Here is a 23,562-nt window from a genome sequence, read left to right on the forward strand (position 1 = left end):
ATAAATCAGGAGGTTTCTCGTGATCTTTTGGGCACAAATGACGCTGTCGCTTAACATATGTGATTACATGCCAAAAAGTGTTATTTAATTCAATTGATTTTATTAATCTTTTGGAGAAAATCTTTTATGGTTTTATTTTATTCTTATCTTTCGTACAACAAAAGGCTCCTCATTGGGAGCCTTTTGTTTTTGTAGACGGTTCCATTTTTTCAGACCATTACAAAGTTGTATTACTCTCAATTAAGAGATTACCAAAAGCAGTCCCAAGTTTCTCTTGCCCCAATGTATTGTAATGCACGTTGTCCTCTCGCTTCGGAAAATCTTTCCAATCAGCTTGCATTGAGGTGGGAATCATGTAAATATTATCTTCACTATTGGAAACATTGGCCATTTGTTGTCGTAGTATTGCTGTACCTTTTGGAAACTTTGTTCGAGGTGGACAGTTGATTTGACCAAATACAAAAGGTAAGTCCTCGACATCAAAAGTATGTCTGTAGCTCTGAATTAACAATTGAAGGTTTTGACCATATTCAGTGGCTGTCACTTCTAACCTAGAATCTTTTTCTCCCTGCATCCAACACATTCCCATAAATTTGATCGCAGTATTTTTTTGGGCTTTGAGTTGCTCTATGACCGTTTTGATCGCTTGAGTGTGTTTAGCATACAGCTTCATTTTTTGTCTCTTATCATCTCTTTCTCCGATTAAAGCTCTTTCTTGGGTCCATTGAGGATGCCATGCTCCATAAAGTGAGGTGCCTCCCTGAGCTTCTTTGATAAGGATAAATTTCCGATCGGGGTAATGCTCATGAAGACGTATACCAATAAATAATTCAGGTCCAAAATTGACCTGACGTTTGCCTGAAGCAGTATAGGATAAGGGAGCTAATTTTGCTGATCCACTTGCAATGGAAACGTATTGAGAGGCTTCATTAGCCCTATCTTTATTACTGGAACTAAGTTCTTGAAATTGCCCTCTTCCTGCCATATTGGATTGTCCTCCCAGTAATACAACATAAACTTCGTTGTTCTGGGAAAAGCTCAAGAGGGGAAGAAGTACTAACAGTTGTAATAGTAGTTTTCTTTTCATTTTAAAAATCCACATTAGTACTAGAATATTTGATAATGAAATTGCTCCTATCAAAAAGGGGCTGTCACAAAACCCATCTTTGTGATGAAAAATCATCATGTTTCAAGTGCTGGCTATCGACTTAACACTTGAGCTTAAAAATGGAAAAGGTTTTTCGACAACCCCTATAATATTATTTTATTGGGTAGGCAATCGCTTCCTCTGTATTGATTATTTCACCTTTTTCGTGAAAAGTGGAAATACTTCAGATTCAGTTCTAGCCTCTTTCATTATTTCTCTAATTTCCTTTACGATATCAGGATGATCTTCACTTACATCAATAGATTCCTCAGGATCATTGACGATATCGTATAGCTCTAGGTGTGAATTTCCATTATTCACTTTGTATAAAACACCTTTCCAATCTCCCAATCTAACAGCCTGTCTACCTCCTCTAAGGTTTAATTCCCAATAGAGGTAAGGATGTTCTTCTTGTTGGCCTTTGCCCATCATAGTAGGGTAAAAAGAAATACCATCTGTATCAAAGTGGTCGCCTTTACCTACAATATCAGCGAAAGTAGGGAAGATATCCCAAAAGGCAGAAACGTGTTCACTTGTAGAACCGGCTTCAACTTTTCCAGGCCATTTAATGATAAAAGGAGTACGTACACCACCTTCGTATAAATCTCTTTTGATACCTTTTAGGTTACCTCCACTATTGAAAAATTCAGGGTCTGCACCTCCTGCAGCATGAGGACCATTGTCACTGGCAAACATAATGATTGTTTCATCTGCAATACCAAGTTCTTCAACTTTGGCCACAATTTGTCCAACGTAGGTATCTAAACGGTGGATCATTGATGCAAAAGCAGCATGAGGAATTTCTTGTGAACAATACATTTGCTTCTGAATATTTGGACCATAATCAGACGTATACTTGTTATCTTCTGTAAAGGCAGTTTCTGGAAATTTACCTTTATATTTAGATAGGATGGAGTCTTCTGGAGAAATTAATTCAGCATGAGGAAGAATAAAAGGAACGTAGGCAAAGAAGGTGTTATCCTTATTGTTTTCAATAAACTTTAAAGTTGCATCTTGAATTACATCAGGTGCATAAGTCACTGTATTGGTCCAGTCATTTCCTTCAAGGAATACTTTTTGATCATTGTGCCAAATGTACTCTGGGTAGTAACGATGTGCTGCAGCTTGGCATACATAGCCAAAGAATTCATCAAACCCTTGTTTATTAGGGTCTCCTTCGTGATTTACAAATCCTAACCCCCATTTGCCAAAGGCTCCAGTGGTATAACCTTCTTCCTTTAATAATTCAGCAACGGTAAACGCTTCAGCAGGAAGTGAAACTTGACCTTCACCTTCAATTTCTTTGTTGCCTCTAATAGGTGTATGCCCCGTATGCTGTCCAGTCATCAATGAAGAGCGGGAAGGAGCACAAACCGCCGAACCACAATAATGCTGTGTGAATTTCATCCCAGACTCTGCTAAAGCATCAATGTTGGGAGTTGTAAACTTTGTTTGTCCATAACTACTTAAATCACCATACCCTAAATCATCTGCCAATATATATATGATGTTTGGTTTCTTCGTTTGATGAGCTGTTGATTGACTTTTGGAGGAGGATACACATCCACCACTAAGTAATAACAGTGTAATTAAATAAAAGTAATACCTTATGTTTTTCATTTCTGTATGTATTGAAATTTGAAAATAATCTGTGTGAAAGAATTATGGTAAAGAAAAGCGTAAAAACTTTAAAAGCTGTCTGTAATAGTTTGTGATGTGTATTTGGTAGTTTATTGGGATTGAAAGATACAAGTCTTAGGAGACTAAGAAACAAAAAACACCCGATTTTTCTGTTTTTTAATCGCTAATTCCAGATCGGTAAGGCAGGGGGTAATAATTGTATCTATCAGTACCCCATTCTGTATTTTTAAGTATTTTTATTAACCTTAAGCGGTTGAATAACAGTGGTTAGTACTGAAGGATACAACGTAAATATTGATAGATACAAACGAGTGGACTACTCTTAGGATATTGCCAAAACAAACGAAGAAAACGATCTAAGATTTTTTATAGTATGAAAATTATTACTGAAATAAATAAGATGAAAAGTATAGCCTTTTGTCTATTATTACTTACTTTTTCGGCTTGCCAAAGCACTAAAAAAGACGTTGTGACGGAGGTAGAGAAAAGACCAAATATATTACTCTTTGTGTCAGATGATCACGGTAAAGATGCGTTAGGTTGTTATGGAAATCCTGTAATTAAAACGCCAAATTTGGATCATCTTGCAAGTGAAGGAACGGTTTTTAATAATGCATACTGTACAAGTGCAAGTTGTGCAGCAAGTAGGTCGGTAATCCTTACAGGAAAATTTGGCCACGCAACAGGCTCTTATGGTCATACTCACGATTACCATCACTTTAGTACTTATGATACCGTTAGCTCATTACCAATGATAATGGAAGCGAATGGTTATTATACTGCTAGAATTGGGAAATATCATTTGGCACCGGAAAAAGTATTTCATTTTCAAAATGTAATCAAAGCCAATCAAAGAAATACCGTTGAAATGGCGAACAAGTGTAAAGAGGTTTTTGAAAAAGAAGAACCATTCTTCTTGTACTTCTGTACAGGTGACCCACATAGAGGACAGCCTACGGGCCCAAATTGGAATGATCCCAATAGTTTCGGCAATAGAAAAAAAGGCTACGAAGGGGTGGAAGAAGTAACTTATTCTCCAGATGAGGTATTGGTTCCAAGTTTTATTTCTGATACCAAAGAAGCAAGGGAAGAGTTAGCACAATACTACCAAAGTGTTTCACGAATCGATACGGGTTTTGGTCAACTAATGAAACACTTAAAAGCTTCAGGGAAAATGGAGAATACGATAGTAATTTATATTTCAGATAACGGAATTGCATTTCCAGGAGCTAAAACCACATTGTATGAACCGGGTATGAATTTACCTTGTATCATTAAAAATCCTTTGGTGAAAAATCAAGATAAAATAAATGATGCGTTGATCTCTTGGGTAGATCTTACCCCGACAATTTTAGACTGGGCCAATATTAATTATCAGGAAAACCAGTTTCATGGAAAATCTTTTACAGGAGTACTTACCGGAACTGAAGATAAAGAGAGAGATGAAATCTATGCTTCTCATACTTTCCATGAAATCACAATGTATTACCCTATGAGGGTAGTAAGACATAAGAACTATAAGCTAATTTTAAATATCGCTTCAGGTTTAGAATATCCATTTGCATCTGATTTATGGGTTTCATCAACATGGCAAGAACGTTACCGATCAGGTGCTAAATATTATGGTAAACGTACGGTGGAAGATTATCTGCATCATGCGGAATTAGAATTATACGACCTTGACAAAGACCCCGATGAAATTAACAACTTAGTGAATAGTAAAGAACATCAGGAGGTATTTGAAATGATGAAAAAGAAATTGAAAAAGTTCCAGCAGGATACACAAGATCCGTGGAAAATCTACTGGGAGAAAGACTATAGTTTACAAGGGACCGGTTTGAATTTATAAACCTATTTAACGAGCAGCATTTTTACTCTGCAACAAAGTGACTACGAACTAACTTGATGTGTGACTACTTAATACTAACATAGAATGCCCTTATTTTTTTAAAATTGACTAAGTTTACAGAAATATAAGGGCATTCTTCTTTAATTTTTTTTAGGGATACTATTATTAGATGAATTGTTGATGAAAAGAATTATTACACAGATAGTATTATTACTTTGGGTAGGCCTACTGCCCTTATTATGTAGTGCACAAGATGAATATTTTGAAAGAGGAATTTTAAATGCCTATTCCATGCCTCAGGGGTTGTCACATTATGGTGTAACCTCACTTTTAGAGGATCATAATGGTTTACTTTGGGTGGGAACATTTGATGGCCTGAACAGTTATGATGGCTTTGAATTTAAGACTTTCAGAAACGTCAAAAACCTGAATAGCAATAGAATTAGGTCGCTATTTCAAGATGAAGATCATAAAATATGGATTGGTACGGATCAGGGTTTAAGCAATTTCGATTACAGCACCCAACATTTTGAAAACGTCTATCTATCTCAAACTAGAAAAGGTGTAAGAACGGGACCGGTCATTCGACAGGTATCCAAATTCAAACAGTATATTTTCTGTACCACCGAAAAGCAAGGGTTGTTATTTTTTGATCCTAAAACCAATAAATTAAAGAATAGTATCACTCTCAGTGAGAATGTGATTGCCTATAAGGCTTTACCACTAGACAACAATAACCTCTTGGTGGCGACATCAAAAGGACTGTATAAAGTCAACTATCCAAACAGAACTAAAACGCTGATTGAAGGAGCCAAAATTGATAAATATCTTGATATCGTAAAGTATGATGATCGTCGCTATTATTGCGTTGTTAATAATGGTCTGATAGTGATGGATTATAGTAAAGATACCATCCATTTGACACATACTTTGGTTCATCAAAAATTTCAGACGGTTCATATTGATGCCTCAAAAAATATATGGTTGGGACATAAAGAACTTGGGATCTACAAAACGACAAAAGAGGAACTTGAACAGATGGGAAAAAATGAGGTATTAAAAAAAGAGATTTATCCCATTTATAGAGTCAGTACTATGATTTCTAATGCAAAAGGAAATTTTTGGGCAGGTTCCTTTCGAAAAGGATTGTATCATTTACCTACAAAGAAGTACAATTTTAAATATTCAAACTTAAGATCCAATAACCAACCTGGGGAATGGTCTAATCACGTGTTGAATCTTCATAAATGGACTGATACCAATGTCTTAATCAATGTTCATTTTAGGGGGATTTTGAACTTCAATACACATACTAATAGTTTTGAAAGCCTGCCGGCACATCTTCAAGATCTAGACGGAAAAGCAAATTCTTCATTGATAATAGACAACAAAGGGGGACAGTTTTTGAAAAAGCAAGGGAAGTTATCAAAGATATTTTATTACAGTGAAACATTACAAAAATGGGTGCCTTTGGTAAGCAAACTTCATCCTGAGTTTTCAAATATCAAAATAAAAGGGGTAACGTTAGATAAATATGGTTACCACTGGATTGCATGCGGTAGAGGATTGTATCGCTTGAAATTGACAAAAAAAGGAGTGATTCAAGACATTCAATTGATGGATGTTTACAAAGGCTTTTTGAGTAAAGAAATTAAAGATATAAAGTATATTTATGAAGACCCCAAATACAACTTTATTTGGGTAGGAACAAGGCAAGATGGTTTAATTCGAATTAATAATACGCCAAAAAGAGGACTCAATAAAATGCGTAAGGTACAGTTTGTACACAACCCCGAAAACAAATATTCGATCTCCAATAATTATGTTTCAAACATTCAAAGACTAGAAAATGGAGAGTTATGGATTGGCACTGAAGAGGGAGGTATTTGTTTGGTCGAGAACTCTCAATTGGCGTGTGTTTTTAAATCGTTTAAAGAGAAAGATGGATTGGATAATAACATTGTGAAAAGTATCCTCCCAGATAAGCAAAATAGGTTATGGATCACGACCAATAAGGGTTTGAATGCTTTTGACCTCAAGACGCGTAAGTTTAGAAATTATACCATTGGAGATGGTGTGCCGATATCGCCTTTCGAACCTTCATCTGCTATTTTGAAAAATGATGAATTGATTTTTTCCGGTGGAAATGGCTTGCTGTATTTTGATCCCAATCAAATTCATGAGGAAGATGAAATGCCTAATTTACTTTTAGGCGATTTCAGATTATTCAATACCAAAGTGAATGTTTTGGATACTTTGGACGATCAAGTTGTGCTTCAAAAAGGATTGAATGAAACGGAAAAAATAGAACTGAATTACGATCAGAATGTCTTTTCTTTTGAAATTATCTCATTGCATTATTCCAATAAAAAAGGAAATTTGATTCGCTATAGATTATTACCTCAGGAAGAAGAGTGGGTGACTACTGCATCAGAGGTGAAATGGGCGAGTTTTAATGGTCTTCCTCCAGGGAAGTATGTTTTTGAAGTAGCCGTTTCCAATTCTAAAAAAGAATGGTCGCCTTCTAAGAAAATTGAGATTGTGATTCATCCTCCGTATTGGAAAACGCCTTTGGCTTACCTTATTTACATCGTACTTATTGCACTAATTCTGATAGTAGTGATTCGTGTTATTTTGAAGATGAATAAGATTGAACATGATCTTCAAATCGAACAAATGGATAAGGAACGTATTGATGAGCTGAATAAAACAAGGACGAGAATGTTCATGAATATTGCACATGAATTTAGAACACCTTTGACATTAATTTCGGGTCCGTTACAGGTTTTAATTAAGATATTCGAATCCAATAATGATGCATACAAGCATTTAAGCCTAATTGAGAGCCAATCAAAGAAAATGTTCCAATTGGTCAATCAAGTGCAGGATTTCCAGAAAGCAGAACAAAGCTTACTGAAATTGAAAATCACTTCTTTTGATTTTACAGCATTGATTAACGAAGTGAAAAAAGGGTTTGACCAAATGGCTGAACATACAGAGAGGAAGTTTGAAGTGATCGGTGAGGCCAATCAGTTATTTGTTTTGGCAGATCGTCAGAAATTGGAAATTGTATTGAACAACCTTCTGAACAATGCATTTAAGTTTACCAAGACGGGGGATAAAATTACACTCGCTTACGGAATTGAAAAGGATCAATTGGTCTTCTCTGTCAGTGATACTGGGGCAGGGATCAAACCCAAAGATCTTCCTTATGTTTTTGAACGCTATTATCAGTCAGAAGATGTCAATACAGCTACAGTAGGTTCGGGTATTGGTTTGGCTTTTTCGAAGAGGATTGTTGAACTGCATTATGGTTCCATCTCGGTGGATAGCAAAGTAAAAGAGTCAACTACGTTTAAAGTAATATTGCCGGTAGAAGTAAGTTTGGAAGATACTTTCAATGAAGAACGATTGCAAGAGATTCTGACCTTAGAAACGGATGATGAGAAACAAAGAACTTTACCAAAAGGTATCGAACTTCCAGAGAGCTTGAAAGATGAGACACTAAAAGAATTAAATGTGTATTACGTTGAAGATAATAAAGACCTTAGAGACTTTGTTCATTCTTCGCTTTCAGAGTATTTTAATGTAACGTCTTTTGTCAATGGTCGACAATGCAAAGAAGCGGTAGAGGAAGAGTGGCCTGACTTGATTATCAGTGATATATTAATGCCGGAATTAAACGGTTTAGAACTTTGTAAAGGAATCAAAGCCGACATCAGAACCAGTCACATTCCGGTGATTCTTCTTACGTCAAGATCATCTGTTGATGATCAGGTATCTGGCTTTGAAAGTGGTGCGGATGCATATATCAGCAAGCCTTTTGACCTAAAACATCTGATTGCAACAGCACAAATGTTATTGAAGAACCGCCGACAGTTGAGAGAGCGTTTTAGAATTGACTTCCCTGTAGAAGTAGAGAAGAAAAACAATAATAAAAGCGAAAGGGTATTTATGGAAAAATTATATGCCCTGATGGAAAAACACCTTGATGATGAAGAGTTGGATATTAATATTTTCATCAAAGAGTTGCACCTCAACCGTACTCATTTTTACCAAAAAGTGAAGTCGATTACCAATTATACCCCTTATGAATTATTGAAGCTCTATAGGCTTAAGAAAGCGGCAGAAATGTTGGTCAATGAAAAGCTAACCGTTTCCGAAGTATACTTGAGAACTGGCTTTAAAAGCAGAACACACTTCAGCCGAATGTTCAAAGAACACTACGGAATTACTCCAGGAAAATACGGTAAGGAACATCATGCGGAAGTGGAATGATTCCAAAAACCCATAATTTGAATTATGGGTCCACGACACCTGCTTACGTTATCAACCTTCAAGACTTCAGTCTTGATAAGGTTGCTCTATCACCTACCCATAGTTTTAACTATGGTGTACGAAACATCTCATTTCTCTTTTTTGATGCGGGCGGTCTCATAAGATCGCCCGTTTTACTTCACCAAAATACAATTTGCAACCACCAATTCATTAATGTATAACCCTTGAAATTCAGTGAATTGTATGCTATGACACACTAGATTTACTGCCACATACTGTTGTTTTTAGGGTTTACATCACATTTGTATTGTGAAAGAATTATTACAGATCTCAATCGTAACAACCTTCAAAGAAATACGTATTGCGGTCAATTAAATTATGGAGACTACTAAAACATAGCAGATGAAAACATTAAAGAAATTAATAGTAATCGTTTCTCTTCTGATTTCGGTATCTGGATTTTGTGCAAAACCAAAACAGATCATTCAGGTTAAAAATTCACCGTTAATTACTGAGGATGCAACACCTTATGTATTACAACAGTTGAAGGAAAACAAAGGAGCAAATGCCATACAATTTGAAAAGGGAACGTATCATTTTTATCCTGATAAAGGACAAAATAAGTTTGTATACATTTCCAATCACAAAGACGTATTTGTAAGCTTAGCGTTTCCAATTGATAGCTTCAAAGACTTTACGATTGATGGGCAAGGTTCAACATTTATTTTTCATGGAAAGATGATTCCATTTTTAGTAGATGATTCTGAAAATATTACAATTAAAAATGTGAAAATAGATTGGGCAATGGCATTCCATAGTGAAGGAGAGGTCATTGCTCACCATAAAGAGGAACATGCTTTTGATGTGCGTTTTAGTGATGATTACCCTTATGATATTCGAAATGAACAAATCTTTTTTATCAAAGAATACTATGAACATGATCTAGGACAGACTATTTTATATGATAAAAAAAGACATGCAATCTCTTACAATAATAAGAAAACAAGTCCTATCTCTACATCCCAAAAATCAACAACTCAACATGGCGTTGATCAGGTGAAATACAAATACAAGGTGGATAAAAGTGACCTTACACTTCGAAAAGTGGGTGTGGAAAGTAGATTGAAGGTAAAGGAAATTGAGCCAGGTGTAGTACGTTTTTACAATCACAAAAAAGGCTTGCCACCTATTGGAGATATTTTGTCGACGAAAGGTCAGCAAGGCGAAAATAGAGTAGCACCAGGTATTAGAGTGAACAATACGAAGCAGTTCAATCTTGATAATGTTACAATTCACCATGCTGGTGGAATGGGCTTTTTGGTGGAGAATTCTGAAGATATTTTTATCGACCGATTGACGATTTCTCCTTCAGGCAATAGAATGGTATCGACCACTGCCGATGCCACTCACTTTGTGGGGTGTAGAGGAATGATTAAAATGACCAATTCATTATTAGAAAATCAGTTGGATGATTGTATCAATATTCACGGAGCGTACCAAGAAGTGGTGGAAAACTTAGGTGCTAAAAAACTGGGTATCAGAATGGGACATCATCAACAAGAAGGTTTTGTGATCGGAAGAAAAGGCGATAAAATTGGTTTTGTTAGAATAGAAGATTCATTTGCTCCTTTTGCAGAATTGACAATTGAATCTATTGAAGTGATCAATCAACGTTATCAAGTGATTACTTTTAAAGAGAAAGTGCCTGCTGAAGTGGAACAAGGAGATTACATTGAAAACTTGACCGCTTATCCTGAAGTGGTACTTATCAATAATAAATTCCAAGGGAATAGAGCAAGAGGTGTGTTATTATCAACCCCTAAAAAAGCGTTGGTGAAAGACAACTATTTTCATTCAGAAATGGATGCCATTTTCTTACCAGTGGAAAGTTCAAAATGGTATGAGTCGGGTGCTCAAGCTAATCTAATTATTGAAGGCAATACCTTTGACAACTGTAATTTTGGAGGCACAAGCAGGGGAATTATTCGTTTGGTGACGGATGAAGAAAATGAAAACATCGCTTTCCATAATATTACAATCAGAAATAATACATTTAAGATGTTTGATAATCTGGTACTTGAAGTGAGCAATACGGACCAACTTCTTTTTGAAAATAATAAGATTTTGTCTAGTAATGTATTTCCTCAATTGTATCCTGAAAACCCTGCATTTATTATCAAATCTTCCAAAAATGTAGTGTTCAAGAACAACGATTTTCAAGGGAAAGCAACTAAAATGATGGAGTGTGACGAAAGTACTGTTAACGTTGATTTTCAATAAGAAATGAAAAAAATAATAGTACAGCTATTGGGTATGTGTATGTTCATATCCAATAGCATCTTAGCACAAGACCGTCCGAATATATTGTTGGTCATGGCCGAAGATATCAGTAACGATTTGGCTTGCTATGGAATGCCAGCGGTAAAAACACCAACATTTAATTTATTGGCAAAAGAAGGAATCCGTTATACCAATTGCATAGGCACCAATTCGATTTGCTCTCCCAGTAGATCAGCTTTGATGCTGGGTGTACATCAGAACATCACCAACACACACAATCATAGAAGTAACCGAAAAGTAACTTTAGATGAGCCATATACGCCTATTACAAAATTACTTTCTGAAGCAGGTTACCGTACCATTGTAGGTAGTCAATTGGTGATGAAAAAGGGTGAGAAAATCGACTGTAATTTCAAACATCAAACTACGGGTGATTATGATGGAACGACAAGTTTTGGCCTTTTTGACGCAAGGTCTGTCGCTTTAAAAAGTGATGGAAAGCCCTTCTTCGCACAAGTGCAATTAAAAGTGACGCATAGAGGGAGTTGGTGGAATGATATCAGGGCTAAATCGACACATCCCGTTGATCCTGCAAAGGTGGTTTTACCACCATTTTTAGCAGATACCCCAGAGATCAGGTTGGATTGGGCGACGTACCTTGATCAAATTGAATACGCGGATCAAGAAATGAAAATGTTGATGGATCAATTAAAGGAAAATGGAGTAGATAAGAATACTGTCATCATTTTTATGGGTGATAATGGCAGGGCTAATATCAGAGGAAAAGGGTATGTCTATGATTCAGGTTTGAGAATTCCATTAATCATTCATTATCCAAAGGCTTTCAAAAAAGGAAAAGTGGATCAACAGTTATGTACGTTCACGGATATATCCGCCACTATTCTTGATATCGCACAAGTTGCATTACCGGATTATTGCACGGGTTCATCATTGTTTGATGAAAATGAAAGAACGTATGTGTATTCGGCAAGGGATATTTGGGATGAAGTAAAAGACCGTTCAAGAGCCATCACTACGCAACGTTTCAAATACATTAAAAACTATATGCCAGAAGTGCCTTATGACGCTCATCAAGCGTATTTGGAATACAACCGACCAGCCGTTCATGTAATGCGACGTTTAAATTCTGAAGGTCAATTGAACAATGTTCAAGCTTATTTTTTCAATCCAAAAAAAGAGGTGGAAGAACTGTATGATTTAAAAAATGATCCAGATGAATTGGTCAATCTAGCCCAGAACCCAAAGTATAAAAAAGAGTTGCAAAAACTCAGAGGGTACATGGAAGAGTGGCAGTCAAAGCATCAAGACAGAGGTTTTGAAGAGGTAAAACCTGATGGGACGAAAGGTGTTGCTTTTGTGAAATACCTAAAGGAGCATCAGCCTGAAGTATGGTCTCAATTGGAAGAGGGAAAGCTCTTGGATTTATCAGCGGAGCAAATTGATTTCTCTAAAAATTTTTACAAAAAGAAAACGAAATAATGAAGTTAAGAATCTTACTGTTGTTAGGGGCTGTCATTGCTTACGGATGCAGTACAACAAAACCTGAAAAGGAAAAAAGCACTCCTGACAAGCCAAATATTTTATTGATTTACCTGGATGATTTAGGTTATGGAGATATGGGAGCGTATGGAGCTTCCAAAAATTTGAAAACACCTAACATGGATTTCCTTGCTCATAATGGAGTACAGTTTACAAATGGTTATGCCACTTCAGCTACTTGTACACCTAGTAGATACGGTTTGTTGACGGGAACTTATCCATGGAAAAATACAAATGCCAAAATTCTACCGGGAACAGCTCCATTAATTATTGGAACGGAACAATTAACGCTTCCAAAAATGCTCAAATCACAAGGTTATGCTACAGGAATTGTAGGTAAATGGCACTTAGGTTTGGGTAATGGTAATGTGAACTGGAATGCAACAATTTCTCCAGGCCCCAATGAGGTAGGTTTTGATGAAAGTTACATCATGGCGGCCACACAAGACAGAGTACCTACCGTTTATATTGAAAACAAAAGAGTGGTTGGTTTAGATCCGAATGATCCAATAGAAGTAGATTACAAAGAAAACTTTGAAGGAGAACCCACGGCAAAAACAAACCCTGAAATGTTGGACATGAAATGGCATCACGGTCATAATAATAGTATTGTCAACGGAATTCCAAGAATTGGATTTATGAAAGGCGGTGCTTCTGCTAAATGGGACGACTACAAAATGGCAGATCATTTCCTTGACAAAGCGAAACAATACATTCAGAGCCACAAAAGTGAGCCATTCTTCTTGTATTACGCATTACAACAGCCTCACGTGCCTAGAACTCCTCACCCGAGATTTAAAGGTAAATCAGGAATGGGACCAAGAGGAGATGCTATCATTGAAGCGGATTGGTGTATTGGTGAAATCATCAACACATTGAAAAAGGAAGGGCTTTTAGAAAATACATTGGTGATTTTGTCAAGTGATAATGGCCCTGTATTAAACGATGGCTATTATGATGATGCGGAGGAAAAACTGGGTGATCATCAACCTGCCGGTGTATTGAGAGGTGGAAAATACAGTTTGTTTGAGGCAGGAGCACGAGTTCCTTTCTTAACGTATTGGAAAGGGAAAATCAAGCCTCTAAAATCAGATGCCATTGTTTGTCAAATGGATTTGTTGGCCTCTATTGCTTCGTTAGTCGGAAGTGAACAAAGAACAGAAGACAGTCAAGATCTATTAAATGCTTTCTTAGGTCAAACAACAACAGGAAGGGAGGAATTGGTATTAGAAGCCACTTCAAGAACGGCCTTCAGAAAAAATGATTGGATGTTGATCCCTCCTTATAAAGGGCCTGCTTCTTTGAAAAAAGTAAAAATCGAAATTGGAAACGACAACGAAATGCAATTGTACAATTTGAAAGAAGACCCTTCCCAAACAAACAATCTAGCAAAAGTTCATCCCGATAAAGTAAAACAAATGCTAGAAGCGTTCAAAGCCATAAGGGGAGAGGATTACAACAAATCTACCAAAGTGTATAAGCTTAGATAATTATACAATTCACTTACGAGTATTACCCAAAATGACAAAGGGCACCTCATGATTTGGGGTGTCTTTTTTTTGCTTCAGCTTTAATATCCTAAATAATTACAATAGTGATATTCTTAATTTTTATTGATTATATCGCTAACTTTTTCAAGATATCTCTCTTTGTTATAATTTGGATTGTAAAAAGAAGGAGCTTGTTGAATGAGATATAAACCGATTATTTCTTCTTCGTTTAACTCTTTTAGGACCTTATTGAAAAAGTAGTGTGAGGCGGATTCAATACCATAAATATTAGATCCAAACGATGAAATGTTCATACTGTATGTAAAGCAATCTTTTTGTGTGATTTTTTTCTCCAGAAAGAGTTTAATAATCAGGTCTTGTTGATTGAAAGGCACCCATTTAACTTTTGATTTTCTATTTCCATGGATAAAAGGTAAATAGAGATCATTACATTGGCAGGGTTGATCAAAACCTAATAAATACATCATCTTATTCTCCCAACTATTTGTTATATAAAAGCTGGGATAATATTTACCCATTGTATCATAAATCTTATCGGGCAGTTGAGGTGTATTTTGAATCTCATTTATTAACCAACCTTGCTGTTCAGAAGATAAAACTCGATCTATAGAATTATGAAACCAAACATAAATGAAAGCATATAATGCCATCATGAAGGTGACTACTACAATTAAAATTATCTTTAGAAGTTTCATTTATTCATCTTATAAGAAATCGTAATCAATTGATGACCTTATTTTATCTCAATACTTTTCCCCAAGAATTTAGGTTGTATTCCCAACAACACATCTAAATAGGCTTTTGTTCTTGCAAAGTATTCTCTAATGCGTGTTTTTATACCGTATTTTCCCGTTAAGTCTTTGGCATTAAAACCTACAGCTGATATGCCATTTTTCTCAGCGAGGTAGATGGCTCTTTCATTATGGAATTTCTGAGAAATGATAGTTATTTCAAGTTGCCCGAAAATTTCCTTTGCTCTCACTACGGAGTCTAAAGTACGAAACCCAGCATAATCAAGAAAAATTTTGTGAGCTGGAATTCCTTTCTTAATCAAGGCCTCTTTAAAATCAGTGGGTTCATCATAATTTTCGTTTCCATTGTCCCCACTCACCAAAATGAAGTCAATTTTACCGTTTTGAAAGAGTTCAACAGTAGCATTAATTCTATAAGTAAAGTACAAGTTGATCCTCCCATTTTTGAGTACTTTTGATGTCCCTAAAACCAATCCTACTTTGTTTTTCTCAATTTTAGATGAATTGGAGAAGGTCTTGTTTTCAGCATTCTTTTCAATAGCATAGTTTGATCCAAGTACCACCAAGATAGTGGTTAGAATCAATAGCAGTATTCCTATTCCTGTCTTTTTCATAATCTATTTATGCACTTCTTAGTGAGTACTGGATTGATATGTATTAATGATTTCTGTAATTTGTTCAGCTTGATCTACAATCATAAAATGATGACCATTTTCAATATAAAAATCAGATTGTTTAGAAGCTAAAATTAGATCTGAAGTTCCATTAATTTTTAAACTGTTGTTGATGGTTGTATGATTCCTCCATTTCAAGAGGGAGGAGATAGCCCATTTCGTAAATTGGTGGTCAGAATCTTTAAGAATTTGCTTTAAAAGTTGATTTCGAGTTCCAAATAAAAGAGAAGCAATTGGATAAGGGATATTAAAAAATGAAGCAGGTAGCATTTCTACCCATTTCACTTTTCTAAAAAGTTTATAATGCCATGGAAGTTCAGAAGATTGTTCAATAGTAGATATCAAAACCGTCAATTTTGGAGTAAGCACTTTTGAGATTTCTACAGCTACAATCCCTCCAAAGCTCACACCAATAATGATATAATCCTCATTGGTATCAATCCTCGAAGATAATCTTAAAGAATAATCTTTTATAGATTCATTCTTCAACGGCTCAATCCATTTTAAATCAACCTTTTCATATTTAACATTCAGACTTTCATAAACTCTATGGTCTGCACCTAAGCCACTTATACAATATGCTTTCATTTACTTCATTTTTGTAGGGTCGTTGCATTGCAACGACCGCACGAACCACCTCGAACCACAATCAGTTCCATGTTATTCACTCCGTAGAGTGATATTACTTGAAGAAACGATCTTTATTCCAATTCTCAATATTATTGTCAATATAATTTTCAATTCTAACAAAGTCTTTACCATCTCTGATAATATGGTCATAAAACTTAGGTTGCCATTCAAATGAATATCCTAATCGTCTAGCATGTTTCGTTACAGCAGATTTATATGATCGCACGATTGCTGATATACTTCCTTCTTTTGGAGATGCAGTTGAATAGGATCTATTGTAGGATTGTATTTGAGGAGAGATCAAACTTTGAGCATCTTTTTTATTTGAGAAATCTCGAACCTGTAAGATTCCATGTAAATGATTAGGCATAATAACATAAGTACCTAAAGAAATATTTGTTTTAAAAGTTGGAATCTGGTACCAGAAGAGTTCAGCGATGATACCTACAGGTGAAAGAGTCATTTTACCATTTTCAATTTTTCCGAACTTCGACTTGAAATCTTTTGTACATATTGTGATGAAATAGTCCGCTTCCCATCGGTAATCCCACTCTGTTAAACGGAGTGTTTGTCTATTTTTCATAGTGATGAATCGTTAGTTTGAGTTTGAAAAGTTCAATAATAATGCCGTTTTGTGGAGCTGATTGTGGTTCGTAATGGTTCGTGCGGTCGTTGCAATGCAACGACCCTACATAGTAATTTGTATGGTTATATTTCCTTCATAATCGCTTTTGACTTTGATTCAAATCCTTAAAAAAAGATGAAAGTATCACTCAGCATACATTGATAATGTGATGCATGAATCAATAGTTTACTATTGCAATTTAGTCTTTCAATTCTATTATTTCATTAATAATCAATTTAAAACCATCAACCCAACTCAGTCGTTTTCGTTTACTATAGGTTTGAATTTGATGAGGCCATCCACAAGCTTTTTTTTCAATGTTATATTTTGATTCTAACAGTTCAGATATAGTTTGTGTTAGATCATTCTGTTTTTTGCCAGACTCATAACCATGTATAAAAGATATAATATTATCTTTAGTAACTGATGGAATATACATATTAAGTCGATGAACAAAGAGTTCTAAAAAAATAATATCAATTTCTCGTTGCATGGTAATGTGATAATAAAAAGTCTTTAACTGTCATTAATAAAGGTAATCATGAAATATAAAGTAAAGAAGTAGAATACAAATAGTTTCATCATTTCTTAAAATTCAAAATCTTTAATAGGAGAAGAAATATTTACTAATGTTCCGTTTCTCAAGGTTTGTAAATCTTAATTACTTATAATTTTTATACGTTTCCTTGTAGTTTTTCATATCCACAATATTGCCAGTTTCAATAAAGTATTTCATTCCAAAAAGGTGCTTCCCTACTGACTTCCTTAATTGTCCTTTCATCAAATGAATCATAAAACTAGGAGATGCAGAGTTTTTTGAAACCATTCTAAGTTCAGTTTTATTTTTGTCCAATGCTTTAAGTTCATAAGTAGCCGATAGGTGTTTAAGCATAGGTAAATTGTGTTTGATTACTTCAACCTTTACACTTTCATACTCCTCATAGGCTGTAATTTTCTCATCCACAAAGAGCTTATCATCAAACATACAGTGGCGTACCACATCTAATGCTCCTTTTTGAGAATTGTTCAAGTAGTTAGAAGATTGCATTGTTGGATTGTGGATATGTATATCTCCATATTGATTGAATAAAACATCCCATACTTGTTCTTTGGAAGCGTTGACGGTGAGGATTTGTTCTGATGTATTCATGTTTTGAGTTTTATTATTTTTAATAAATGAGTAATTTTACTTTCAATTCGGAAGTAAATATAAATCACTTTCATTATGAAAGCAAAAAAGAAAAAAGAAAATTTTAGATCAGACTGCCCCATTAGTTCTGCATTAGATCTTTTTGGAGATAAGTGGTCGTTATTGGTTATCCGAGATTTGGTCTATTTTGGAGAGAGAACGTTTAAGGATTTTTCGAATGCAGATGAAAAAATATCTTCTGCAAGATTATCCGACAGGTTATGTAAATTAGAGGTATTAGATTTAATCATTAAGTCAAATCACCCTACTAATAAAAAGGTGTTTGTTTATCGATTAACCGAGAAGGGGATGGATTTATTTCCTGTAATTGCAGAGTATGTTCGTTGGAGTAATAAATACCTCAATGATCATATTAACGAGCCTGCAAAACAGTTTTCCAAGCAACTAGAAGAAGATAGAGAGGGAACTTTATTGAAGTTTATGCAAAAGAGTTCTTAGTACTTAAACTAAAGAATCGAATATTTTTGCTTCAAGACAAAAAATAAGAAGAAGGAACTTTGACAGTAGTGTATAGTAAAGGGTGCAAAACTATCGATTAATAGTTGAAGGTAATTTAATACATTGTAAACTAAATTTTAGTGACTTAATATAGTTCCTTTTATGCTAGATAAATGGTAGTGTATTGTGGTTCTTGAGGACGTTGCAATGTAACGTCCCTACAGCACTGCATTTTATAAAACCTTTGTCTTTTAACATATAATTAGACAATCATTTAGTAGTATCTTCCTCGGCCTTGAAGAGAAAAGCGTGAAGAAATTTCATGTATAGAGCCGTTAAAAATGATTTTGCTGTCTGAGCATCTCAAAACGATGAAGTTTTGATCGAGTTATCCTTTCAATAGGCGAGAGAAATGGAATTTAGCTTTTGATTTCTAAGCCTTGAATTTTTTGCTTCTTTTTGTTTCAAGACAAAACGAAGAGGAAAGAAGTTTGAAAGCAGAACATAAAAAGCTTGTAGAAAGGTCGATTGAAAGTTGACGATAATTTAGTTTACAATCCGTTTAACTTCAAAACACTTGAAGTTAGTGGAGTGTTTTTTTATTTAAACTCTTTAATCGGAGAAGAAATATCTACTAATGCTCCACTGGGGTCTTTTAACAATAATCTCCTTTGTCCATAAAAAGTGTCAGTAGGTTCACTTACGATTTTGAAATTTTCTGACTTTGCAATTGCGAAAAAATCATCGGCATTTTCCACTACAAAAGTGAGGTAGAAACCTTGTGGATGATTTTGAAAACCTTTGGGTACGATCTCATTTGATCGGTCAATAATCCCAAGTTCCAGTTTTCCATCTTTTGTAGTAAGATGAATAAACCAATCACTCTCATATTCAACTTTAAAGTCGAATAATGCGGTGTAGAAATTCAGGCTTTCAGCCAAATTATCAGAGCAGATATTGGTCATTAATCGATGAATTGATTTCATAGTGCTTTTTAGTTTTGGGTGTCTATTTTTAGGAAAGTTACTATGTCTTTTTCTTTTTTACAATGCTTTAGTTGGGAGGAGTAGAATTTATATAGTCTTGAAAATTTGAAAAAAGGTGAAAACACCACCCAGCATACCAAAATACACTGAGTGGTCAGGGGTACTATGAATAATTGGCAGGGGAAACGACTTGATTCCAGACACCAGTTTTGACAGTTTCTTCCGCGAATGCTGAAAATGATTTAGCTTTTCTTCCTAACACCTTTTCGATATCACGACTCACAATTTGATTCTTGGGGTTGGTCAGTACATGACTAAATAAGTACTCGATCAACCAAATCACATCATTTGGTAATTGTATTTGTTTCATTCCCCCTACGTATTGTTCAAGTGTGATTTCATGGAAAATCAAATCTCTATTACTCACCTTTCCAATGGTTTGAACAATGTCTTTAAAAGTAAGTAATTCAGGTCCTGTTACTTCTATGATTTGCCCATTATAATGTTCATCTAATAAAGCAGTGGTGGCTACTTCGGCTATATCTTCCGCATCAACGAAGGGAATGAGAACGTCCGACATTGGTAATGCAATGACGCCGGAAAGAATGGGGTCTAAAAAGAAACTTTCGCTCCAGTTTTGATTAAACCATGATGCTCTTACAATGGTATAATCTAACCCCGAATGCATCACGATTTGTTCACAAGCTTCTGCTTCGGTTTCCCCTTTGCCTGACATTAAAACCATCTTTTGAACACCCGTTTCCTTTGCAATTTTCGTTAAAGTTTCAATGGCTTCTTTTGCACTTGGAACGGCCAAGTCGGGATAATAAGTGACATACATTTTTTCAATGCCAGAGAGGACTTCTGTCCAGTTACTTGGGTTGGACCACTCAAAAGGAATAGGGGCAGTTCTAGAGCCAATTCTTGGGGTGATGCCTTTGTTTTCTAATTGCGTTACAACTCGACGGCCTGTCTTGCCAGTACCGCCAATGACTAAAATGTTTGAGTTCATAATGATAAATATTTAAAGTGATGTTTGGATAAATGTTACGATGAGTAAAAAGATAAATGAAAGCATTGATGCTACAGTTCTGATGGTATGGTATTGGTTCCAATGCGTTTCATAATAGGTTCTGAAGTTTTTGAGTTCACTTGGAGTGAGCTGAATTAGGTTTATAGCCTCTAATTCATTGTTTAATGGAACATTCCCAAAAGCTGTAATTCCAAAAGTACCGACCAAATAAAGTAGCGTAGAAGCGATGATCCACCAGAAAGAGGGTCGGTGATGAAATTCTAAAACAGACGTTGAGATTAGGGTAATTAAACTTCCAAAAAAGACGAGAAAGAATACAGGGTTTAAGATTTCTCGATTAATGCTTTGCATGGTTTCGAGGTAAGTGAAGTCTCCAACTTTTTTTGTACCTAAAATCACCGAAACAGACCATGTAAAAAATATTCCCGCCGAAAGGGCTGTTAATAGAACTGTAATAAATAGAAGTCCTGTTTTCATAATGCTTTTCTTTTGGTGAGGTGCTTCCCGAAATAGAATACGATAAAGTAGAATTCTACGGCAATGGTGTAAAACATGGTATTTTGGAAAAATTCGGAATAACTTCCGCCCGCTGGAATAATAAAAACGGGAACAGTAATCAATAAGTCCATCAATACGGCGACAACAACAAATAAAAGGGCCAAATGTGAAGGATTCATTTTTCCTTTTCGATAGAACAAGTAAGTACCCAAAGTGGCACTAGGGATGATTCCTAACGCTAACACTATATCAGCTTGTCGTTCTGCATTTTCTAACACTGGAACATAAAAAGAACTGAGGAATAGGCTTACACCTAATGCCCATACCAAAAGGGCATATACGATGCTTGAGATGATATTTTTCATTATTGTAGGGAATCAATCCAATTTTGTAAAGTAGAATATTCAGCTTCTGTCAAGGGTGTGCCATCTTCTTTGGGCATGCGACCAAGTTCAAAGACTTGTTTCTTGATTTTAGAGGCACGTTTGTTCATGTTCTTCTGAGAGAAAATCATAAATGGATTCCTCTTTCGATGACAGGTATTGCATTTGTTTTGAAGTATAGAAAGGGCTTTCATTTGGAGTTCATGATCTCCATTGATTGAGGGAATAATAATCGTTTTTTGAACTGAAAGATTAGAAGGATAACTCCATACTTTTGCAGTGAGGAAAATGATAAGAGCAATCCAGATGACTCCTTTTAGCGTATTAAATTCAGTTGTCATAATTTTTTGATTTGATTATGACACAAATGTATAATAGCCGACTTAGAGGGGCTTATTCGAAAAGGAGAGGGATTTATTTGAAAGGAATTTTAAACTTGACTAGGGCGAAAACCGAATTTTTTTTCGAAGGCATTAGAGAAGGAACCTAAGCTATCGTAGCCCACATTCCAAGCGGCTTCTTGAATGGTCTTTTGTTCGTTTTTAATTAAGTTATACGCTTTTTTTAGACGTTCCTCTTGAAGGTATTTAAACACCGGAACACCAAATTGAGCTTTAAACTCTTTCTTCAGTTTATTGGTATTGGTTCCAATTTTGGAAGCAAGTTCAGTTAAAGAAGGCGGATTTTCTAAATTAGATAATAGAATCTCTTGTGCTAAGTTGATCTTTTCAAGTGCATCGGTATTGACTTTCAATACATTTTGACTGGCCAACTGTCCAAAATAATGAGATAATAACGCCGACATATGACTTCGGTAAAACATCATTTTCACTTGCCCTTCGTATTGATTTTTGAAAAATAACCCTACTAATTGAAAAAGTTCTGGTGTCATATTAAACACTGGGCCTTCAACGTAGTGATCTTTGGGGTGGACCAATTCATTTAAAAACGTTTCTAATAATTGTCCTTCATCATTAGGTAATTGATTGATATTTCTAAGTGCAGTGGCAATTACTACACATTGCAAAGGTTTATCAGCGGAGACATGATGTTCAAAGGAAACGTTTTCGTCTGCATAAAACGATAGGACCATACCTTTTGTATACTGAAATGCTTTGGATTTGTCTTTATATTTTATGTTCAAGCCTACATTACCCGCACCATAAAACGCAATGCCAATCACAGGTTCATCAAACGAACAAACATCAACAAGCGAACTCTCGGTGGTTGTTGCTTCTTCTAATAAAATAGTACAATCGTTGATATCAATTATGTCTCGGTTCATTGCTTTATTATTTCAGTTGTGGTTCACAGTATCGACAACTATCAGATACTATTTAAATAGGTTTTACTATGTTCTATTCCTTAAATAAACGAAGTAGAAAGAGCTTTATCTCATGATTTCCACAACTAGAGTTATCCGATAATTTAATTCAGAATGTACAAACATCAAAATAATGGTTTGTGTTTCATATTTTTAATTACACTGTAAACTAAATAACAAAAATTCCCCATTCCTCAGTTTGATGAAGTAGAGGAATGGGGATTTATGACAAGGAATTTGTGTTCAACGAAATTCCATTTTATTAGCTATCTTTTTAGGTACTAATTTGGTCTTTTACCTTTATTGATTGAGCATTTAGCCAAGATAGTAAGCGATCCAAACAGCTGTTTTACATGCAACATCAAGTCCTGAGAAGTACCCTCCACATTCGTTAAGTAAAGCACTTCGGATTTCTTCTCTTGTAGGTGCTTTTTTAGCATTGGAAGGAATTTCAAATTGAGCTATTTTTTCCAGCGTTAAATTATAGAAATAAAGAAGTTCCTCTTCAGTAATATTTCTTACTTGATTATTTTCCTCGATTTTGAAAGTGCTAAAATGACTAATAAATGCTTCCATTCCACTTTTGGAATCCAGAGGTGATGTTAATTCAAAGCTATCTTGTAAAGTTTTGTTGTGAACTTCTGCGTCAATTATTTTTTCTTCATTCGTTGTTGAACATGAAGCAATAAACAGAAGTAATGAGAGTGATAGTACACTTAAGAGTTTCATTAGTTTAAGAATTT

At 35.3% G+C, this 23,562-nt stretch carries 21 protein-coding genes; 6 read left to right on the forward strand and 15 right to left on the reverse strand.

Annotated elements, in window-relative coordinates; translation table 11 throughout:
- Positions 1-217 precede the first annotated feature (217 nt).
- Both IC221_RS18905 and IC221_RS18910 read right to left on the reverse strand, forming a co-directional pair.
- On the reverse strand, positions 218-1,087 hold the full coding sequence (locus IC221_RS18905) for a sialate O-acetylesterase (protein WP_188170459.1): 870 nt from the start codon (positions 1,085-1,087) through the stop codon (positions 218-220).
- A 210-nt stretch (positions 1,088-1,297) separates the two neighbouring features.
- On the reverse strand, positions 1,298-2,767 hold the full coding sequence (locus IC221_RS18910) for an arylsulfatase (RefSeq protein ID WP_188170460.1): 1,470 nt from the start codon (positions 2,765-2,767) through the stop codon (positions 1,298-1,300).
- A 394-nt stretch (positions 2,768-3,161) separates the two neighbouring features.
- Here IC221_RS18910 and IC221_RS18915 point away from each other — a divergent pair, with 394 nt between their 5' ends.
- The 5 genes from IC221_RS18915 (at position 3,162) to IC221_RS18935 (ending at position 14,245) form a co-directional block, all read left to right on the forward strand.
- Positions 3,162-4,637: a sulfatase gene (locus IC221_RS18915; RefSeq protein WP_223241430.1), complete on the forward strand. Its 1,476-nt coding sequence runs from the start codon at positions 3,162-3,164 to the stop codon at positions 4,635-4,637.
- A gap of 180 nt (positions 4,638-4,817) precedes the next feature.
- Positions 4,818-8,915 (forward strand): two-component regulator propeller domain-containing protein, encoded by a 4,098-nt coding sequence (locus IC221_RS18920; protein ID WP_188170461.1) that lies wholly within the window; start codon positions 4,818-4,820, stop codon positions 8,913-8,915.
- 402 nt (positions 8,916-9,317) lie between these two features.
- Positions 9,318-11,195: a right-handed parallel beta-helix repeat-containing protein gene (locus tag IC221_RS18925; RefSeq protein WP_188170462.1), complete on the forward strand. Its 1,878-nt coding sequence runs from the start codon at positions 9,318-9,320 to the stop codon at positions 11,193-11,195.
- A 3-nt stretch (positions 11,196-11,198) separates the two neighbouring features.
- Positions 11,199-12,695, forward strand: a complete 1,497-nt coding sequence (locus IC221_RS18930) for a sulfatase (RefSeq protein WP_188170463.1) — start codon at positions 11,199-11,201, stop codon at positions 12,693-12,695.
- A complete protein-coding gene (locus IC221_RS18935) occupies positions 12,695-14,245 on the forward strand; it encodes an arylsulfatase (RefSeq protein ID WP_188170464.1) in 1,551 nt (516 codons plus the stop codon). The genes IC221_RS18930 and IC221_RS18935 overlap by 1 nt, the downstream gene beginning before the upstream one ends.
- Positions 14,246-14,358: 113 nt before the next feature.
- Here the strand turns inward: IC221_RS18935 and IC221_RS18940 are convergent, their stop codons facing one another.
- From IC221_RS18940 to IC221_RS18965, 6 genes are all read right to left on the reverse strand, one after another.
- Entirely contained in the window at positions 14,359-14,961 is a 603-nt protein-coding gene (locus tag IC221_RS18940; RefSeq protein ID WP_188170465.1) for a transglycosylase domain-containing protein, read from the reverse strand.
- Positions 14,962-14,999: 38 nt separating this feature from the next.
- Entirely contained in the window at positions 15,000-15,632 is a 633-nt protein-coding gene (locus IC221_RS18945; protein ID WP_188170466.1) for a vancomycin high temperature exclusion protein, read from the reverse strand.
- Between the two features lie 18 nt (positions 15,633-15,650).
- A complete protein-coding gene (locus IC221_RS18950; RefSeq protein ID WP_188170467.1) occupies positions 15,651-16,280 on the reverse strand; it encodes an alpha/beta hydrolase in 630 nt (209 codons plus the stop codon).
- Positions 16,281-16,374: 94 nt separating this feature from the next.
- Positions 16,375-16,905 (reverse strand): transposase, encoded by a 531-nt coding sequence (locus tag IC221_RS18955; RefSeq protein ID WP_188170468.1) that lies wholly within the window; start codon positions 16,903-16,905, stop codon positions 16,375-16,377.
- A gap of 241 nt (positions 16,906-17,146) precedes the next feature.
- On the reverse strand, positions 17,147-17,440 hold the full coding sequence (locus IC221_RS18960) for a hypothetical protein (RefSeq protein ID WP_188170469.1): 294 nt from the start codon (positions 17,438-17,440) through the stop codon (positions 17,147-17,149).
- Positions 17,441-17,608: 168 nt separating this feature from the next.
- Positions 17,609-18,097, reverse strand: a complete 489-nt coding sequence (locus IC221_RS18965; RefSeq protein ID WP_188170470.1) for a hypothetical protein — start codon at positions 18,095-18,097, stop codon at positions 17,609-17,611.
- 75 nt (positions 18,098-18,172) lie between these two features.
- Here IC221_RS18965 and IC221_RS18970 point away from each other — a divergent pair, with 75 nt between their 5' ends.
- On the forward strand, positions 18,173-18,595 hold the full coding sequence (locus IC221_RS18970; protein ID WP_188170471.1) for a helix-turn-helix domain-containing protein: 423 nt from the start codon (positions 18,173-18,175) through the stop codon (positions 18,593-18,595).
- A gap of 599 nt (positions 18,596-19,194) precedes the next feature.
- Here IC221_RS18970 and IC221_RS18975 read toward each other — a convergent pair.
- From IC221_RS18975 to IC221_RS19005, 7 genes are all read right to left on the reverse strand, one after another.
- Entirely contained in the window at positions 19,195-19,581 is a 387-nt protein-coding gene (locus tag IC221_RS18975) for a VOC family protein (protein WP_188170472.1), read from the reverse strand.
- A gap of 163 nt (positions 19,582-19,744) precedes the next feature.
- Entirely contained in the window at positions 19,745-20,593 is an 849-nt protein-coding gene (locus IC221_RS18980; RefSeq protein ID WP_188170473.1) for an SDR family oxidoreductase, read from the reverse strand.
- Between the two features lie 12 nt (positions 20,594-20,605).
- Complete coding sequence (locus IC221_RS18985; protein WP_188170474.1) at positions 20,606-21,091, reverse strand: DUF1772 domain-containing protein; 486 nt, start codon at positions 21,089-21,091, stop codon at positions 20,606-20,608.
- Positions 21,088-21,477: a DUF5367 family protein gene (locus IC221_RS18990; RefSeq protein ID WP_188170475.1), complete on the reverse strand. Its 390-nt coding sequence runs from the start codon at positions 21,475-21,477 to the stop codon at positions 21,088-21,090. Before IC221_RS18990 ends, IC221_RS18985 begins: the two co-directional genes overlap by 4 nt.
- A complete protein-coding gene (locus IC221_RS18995) occupies positions 21,477-21,836 on the reverse strand; it encodes a hypothetical protein (RefSeq protein WP_188170476.1) in 360 nt (119 codons plus the stop codon). Before IC221_RS18995 ends, IC221_RS18990 begins: the two co-directional genes overlap by 1 nt.
- Before the next feature lie 89 nt (positions 21,837-21,925).
- Positions 21,926-22,780, reverse strand: a complete 855-nt coding sequence (locus IC221_RS19000; RefSeq protein ID WP_188170477.1) for an AraC family transcriptional regulator — start codon at positions 22,778-22,780, stop codon at positions 21,926-21,928.
- 354 nt (positions 22,781-23,134) lie between these two features.
- Positions 23,135-23,548: a hypothetical protein gene (locus IC221_RS19005; RefSeq protein ID WP_188170478.1), complete on the reverse strand. Its 414-nt coding sequence runs from the start codon at positions 23,546-23,548 to the stop codon at positions 23,135-23,137.
- Between the last annotated feature and the right edge of the window lie 14 nt (positions 23,549-23,562).

This window comes from Flammeovirga sp. EKP202, from assembly GCF_014534745.1.
Classification (GTDB): Bacteria; Bacteroidota; Bacteroidia; order Cytophagales; family Flammeovirgaceae; genus Flammeovirga.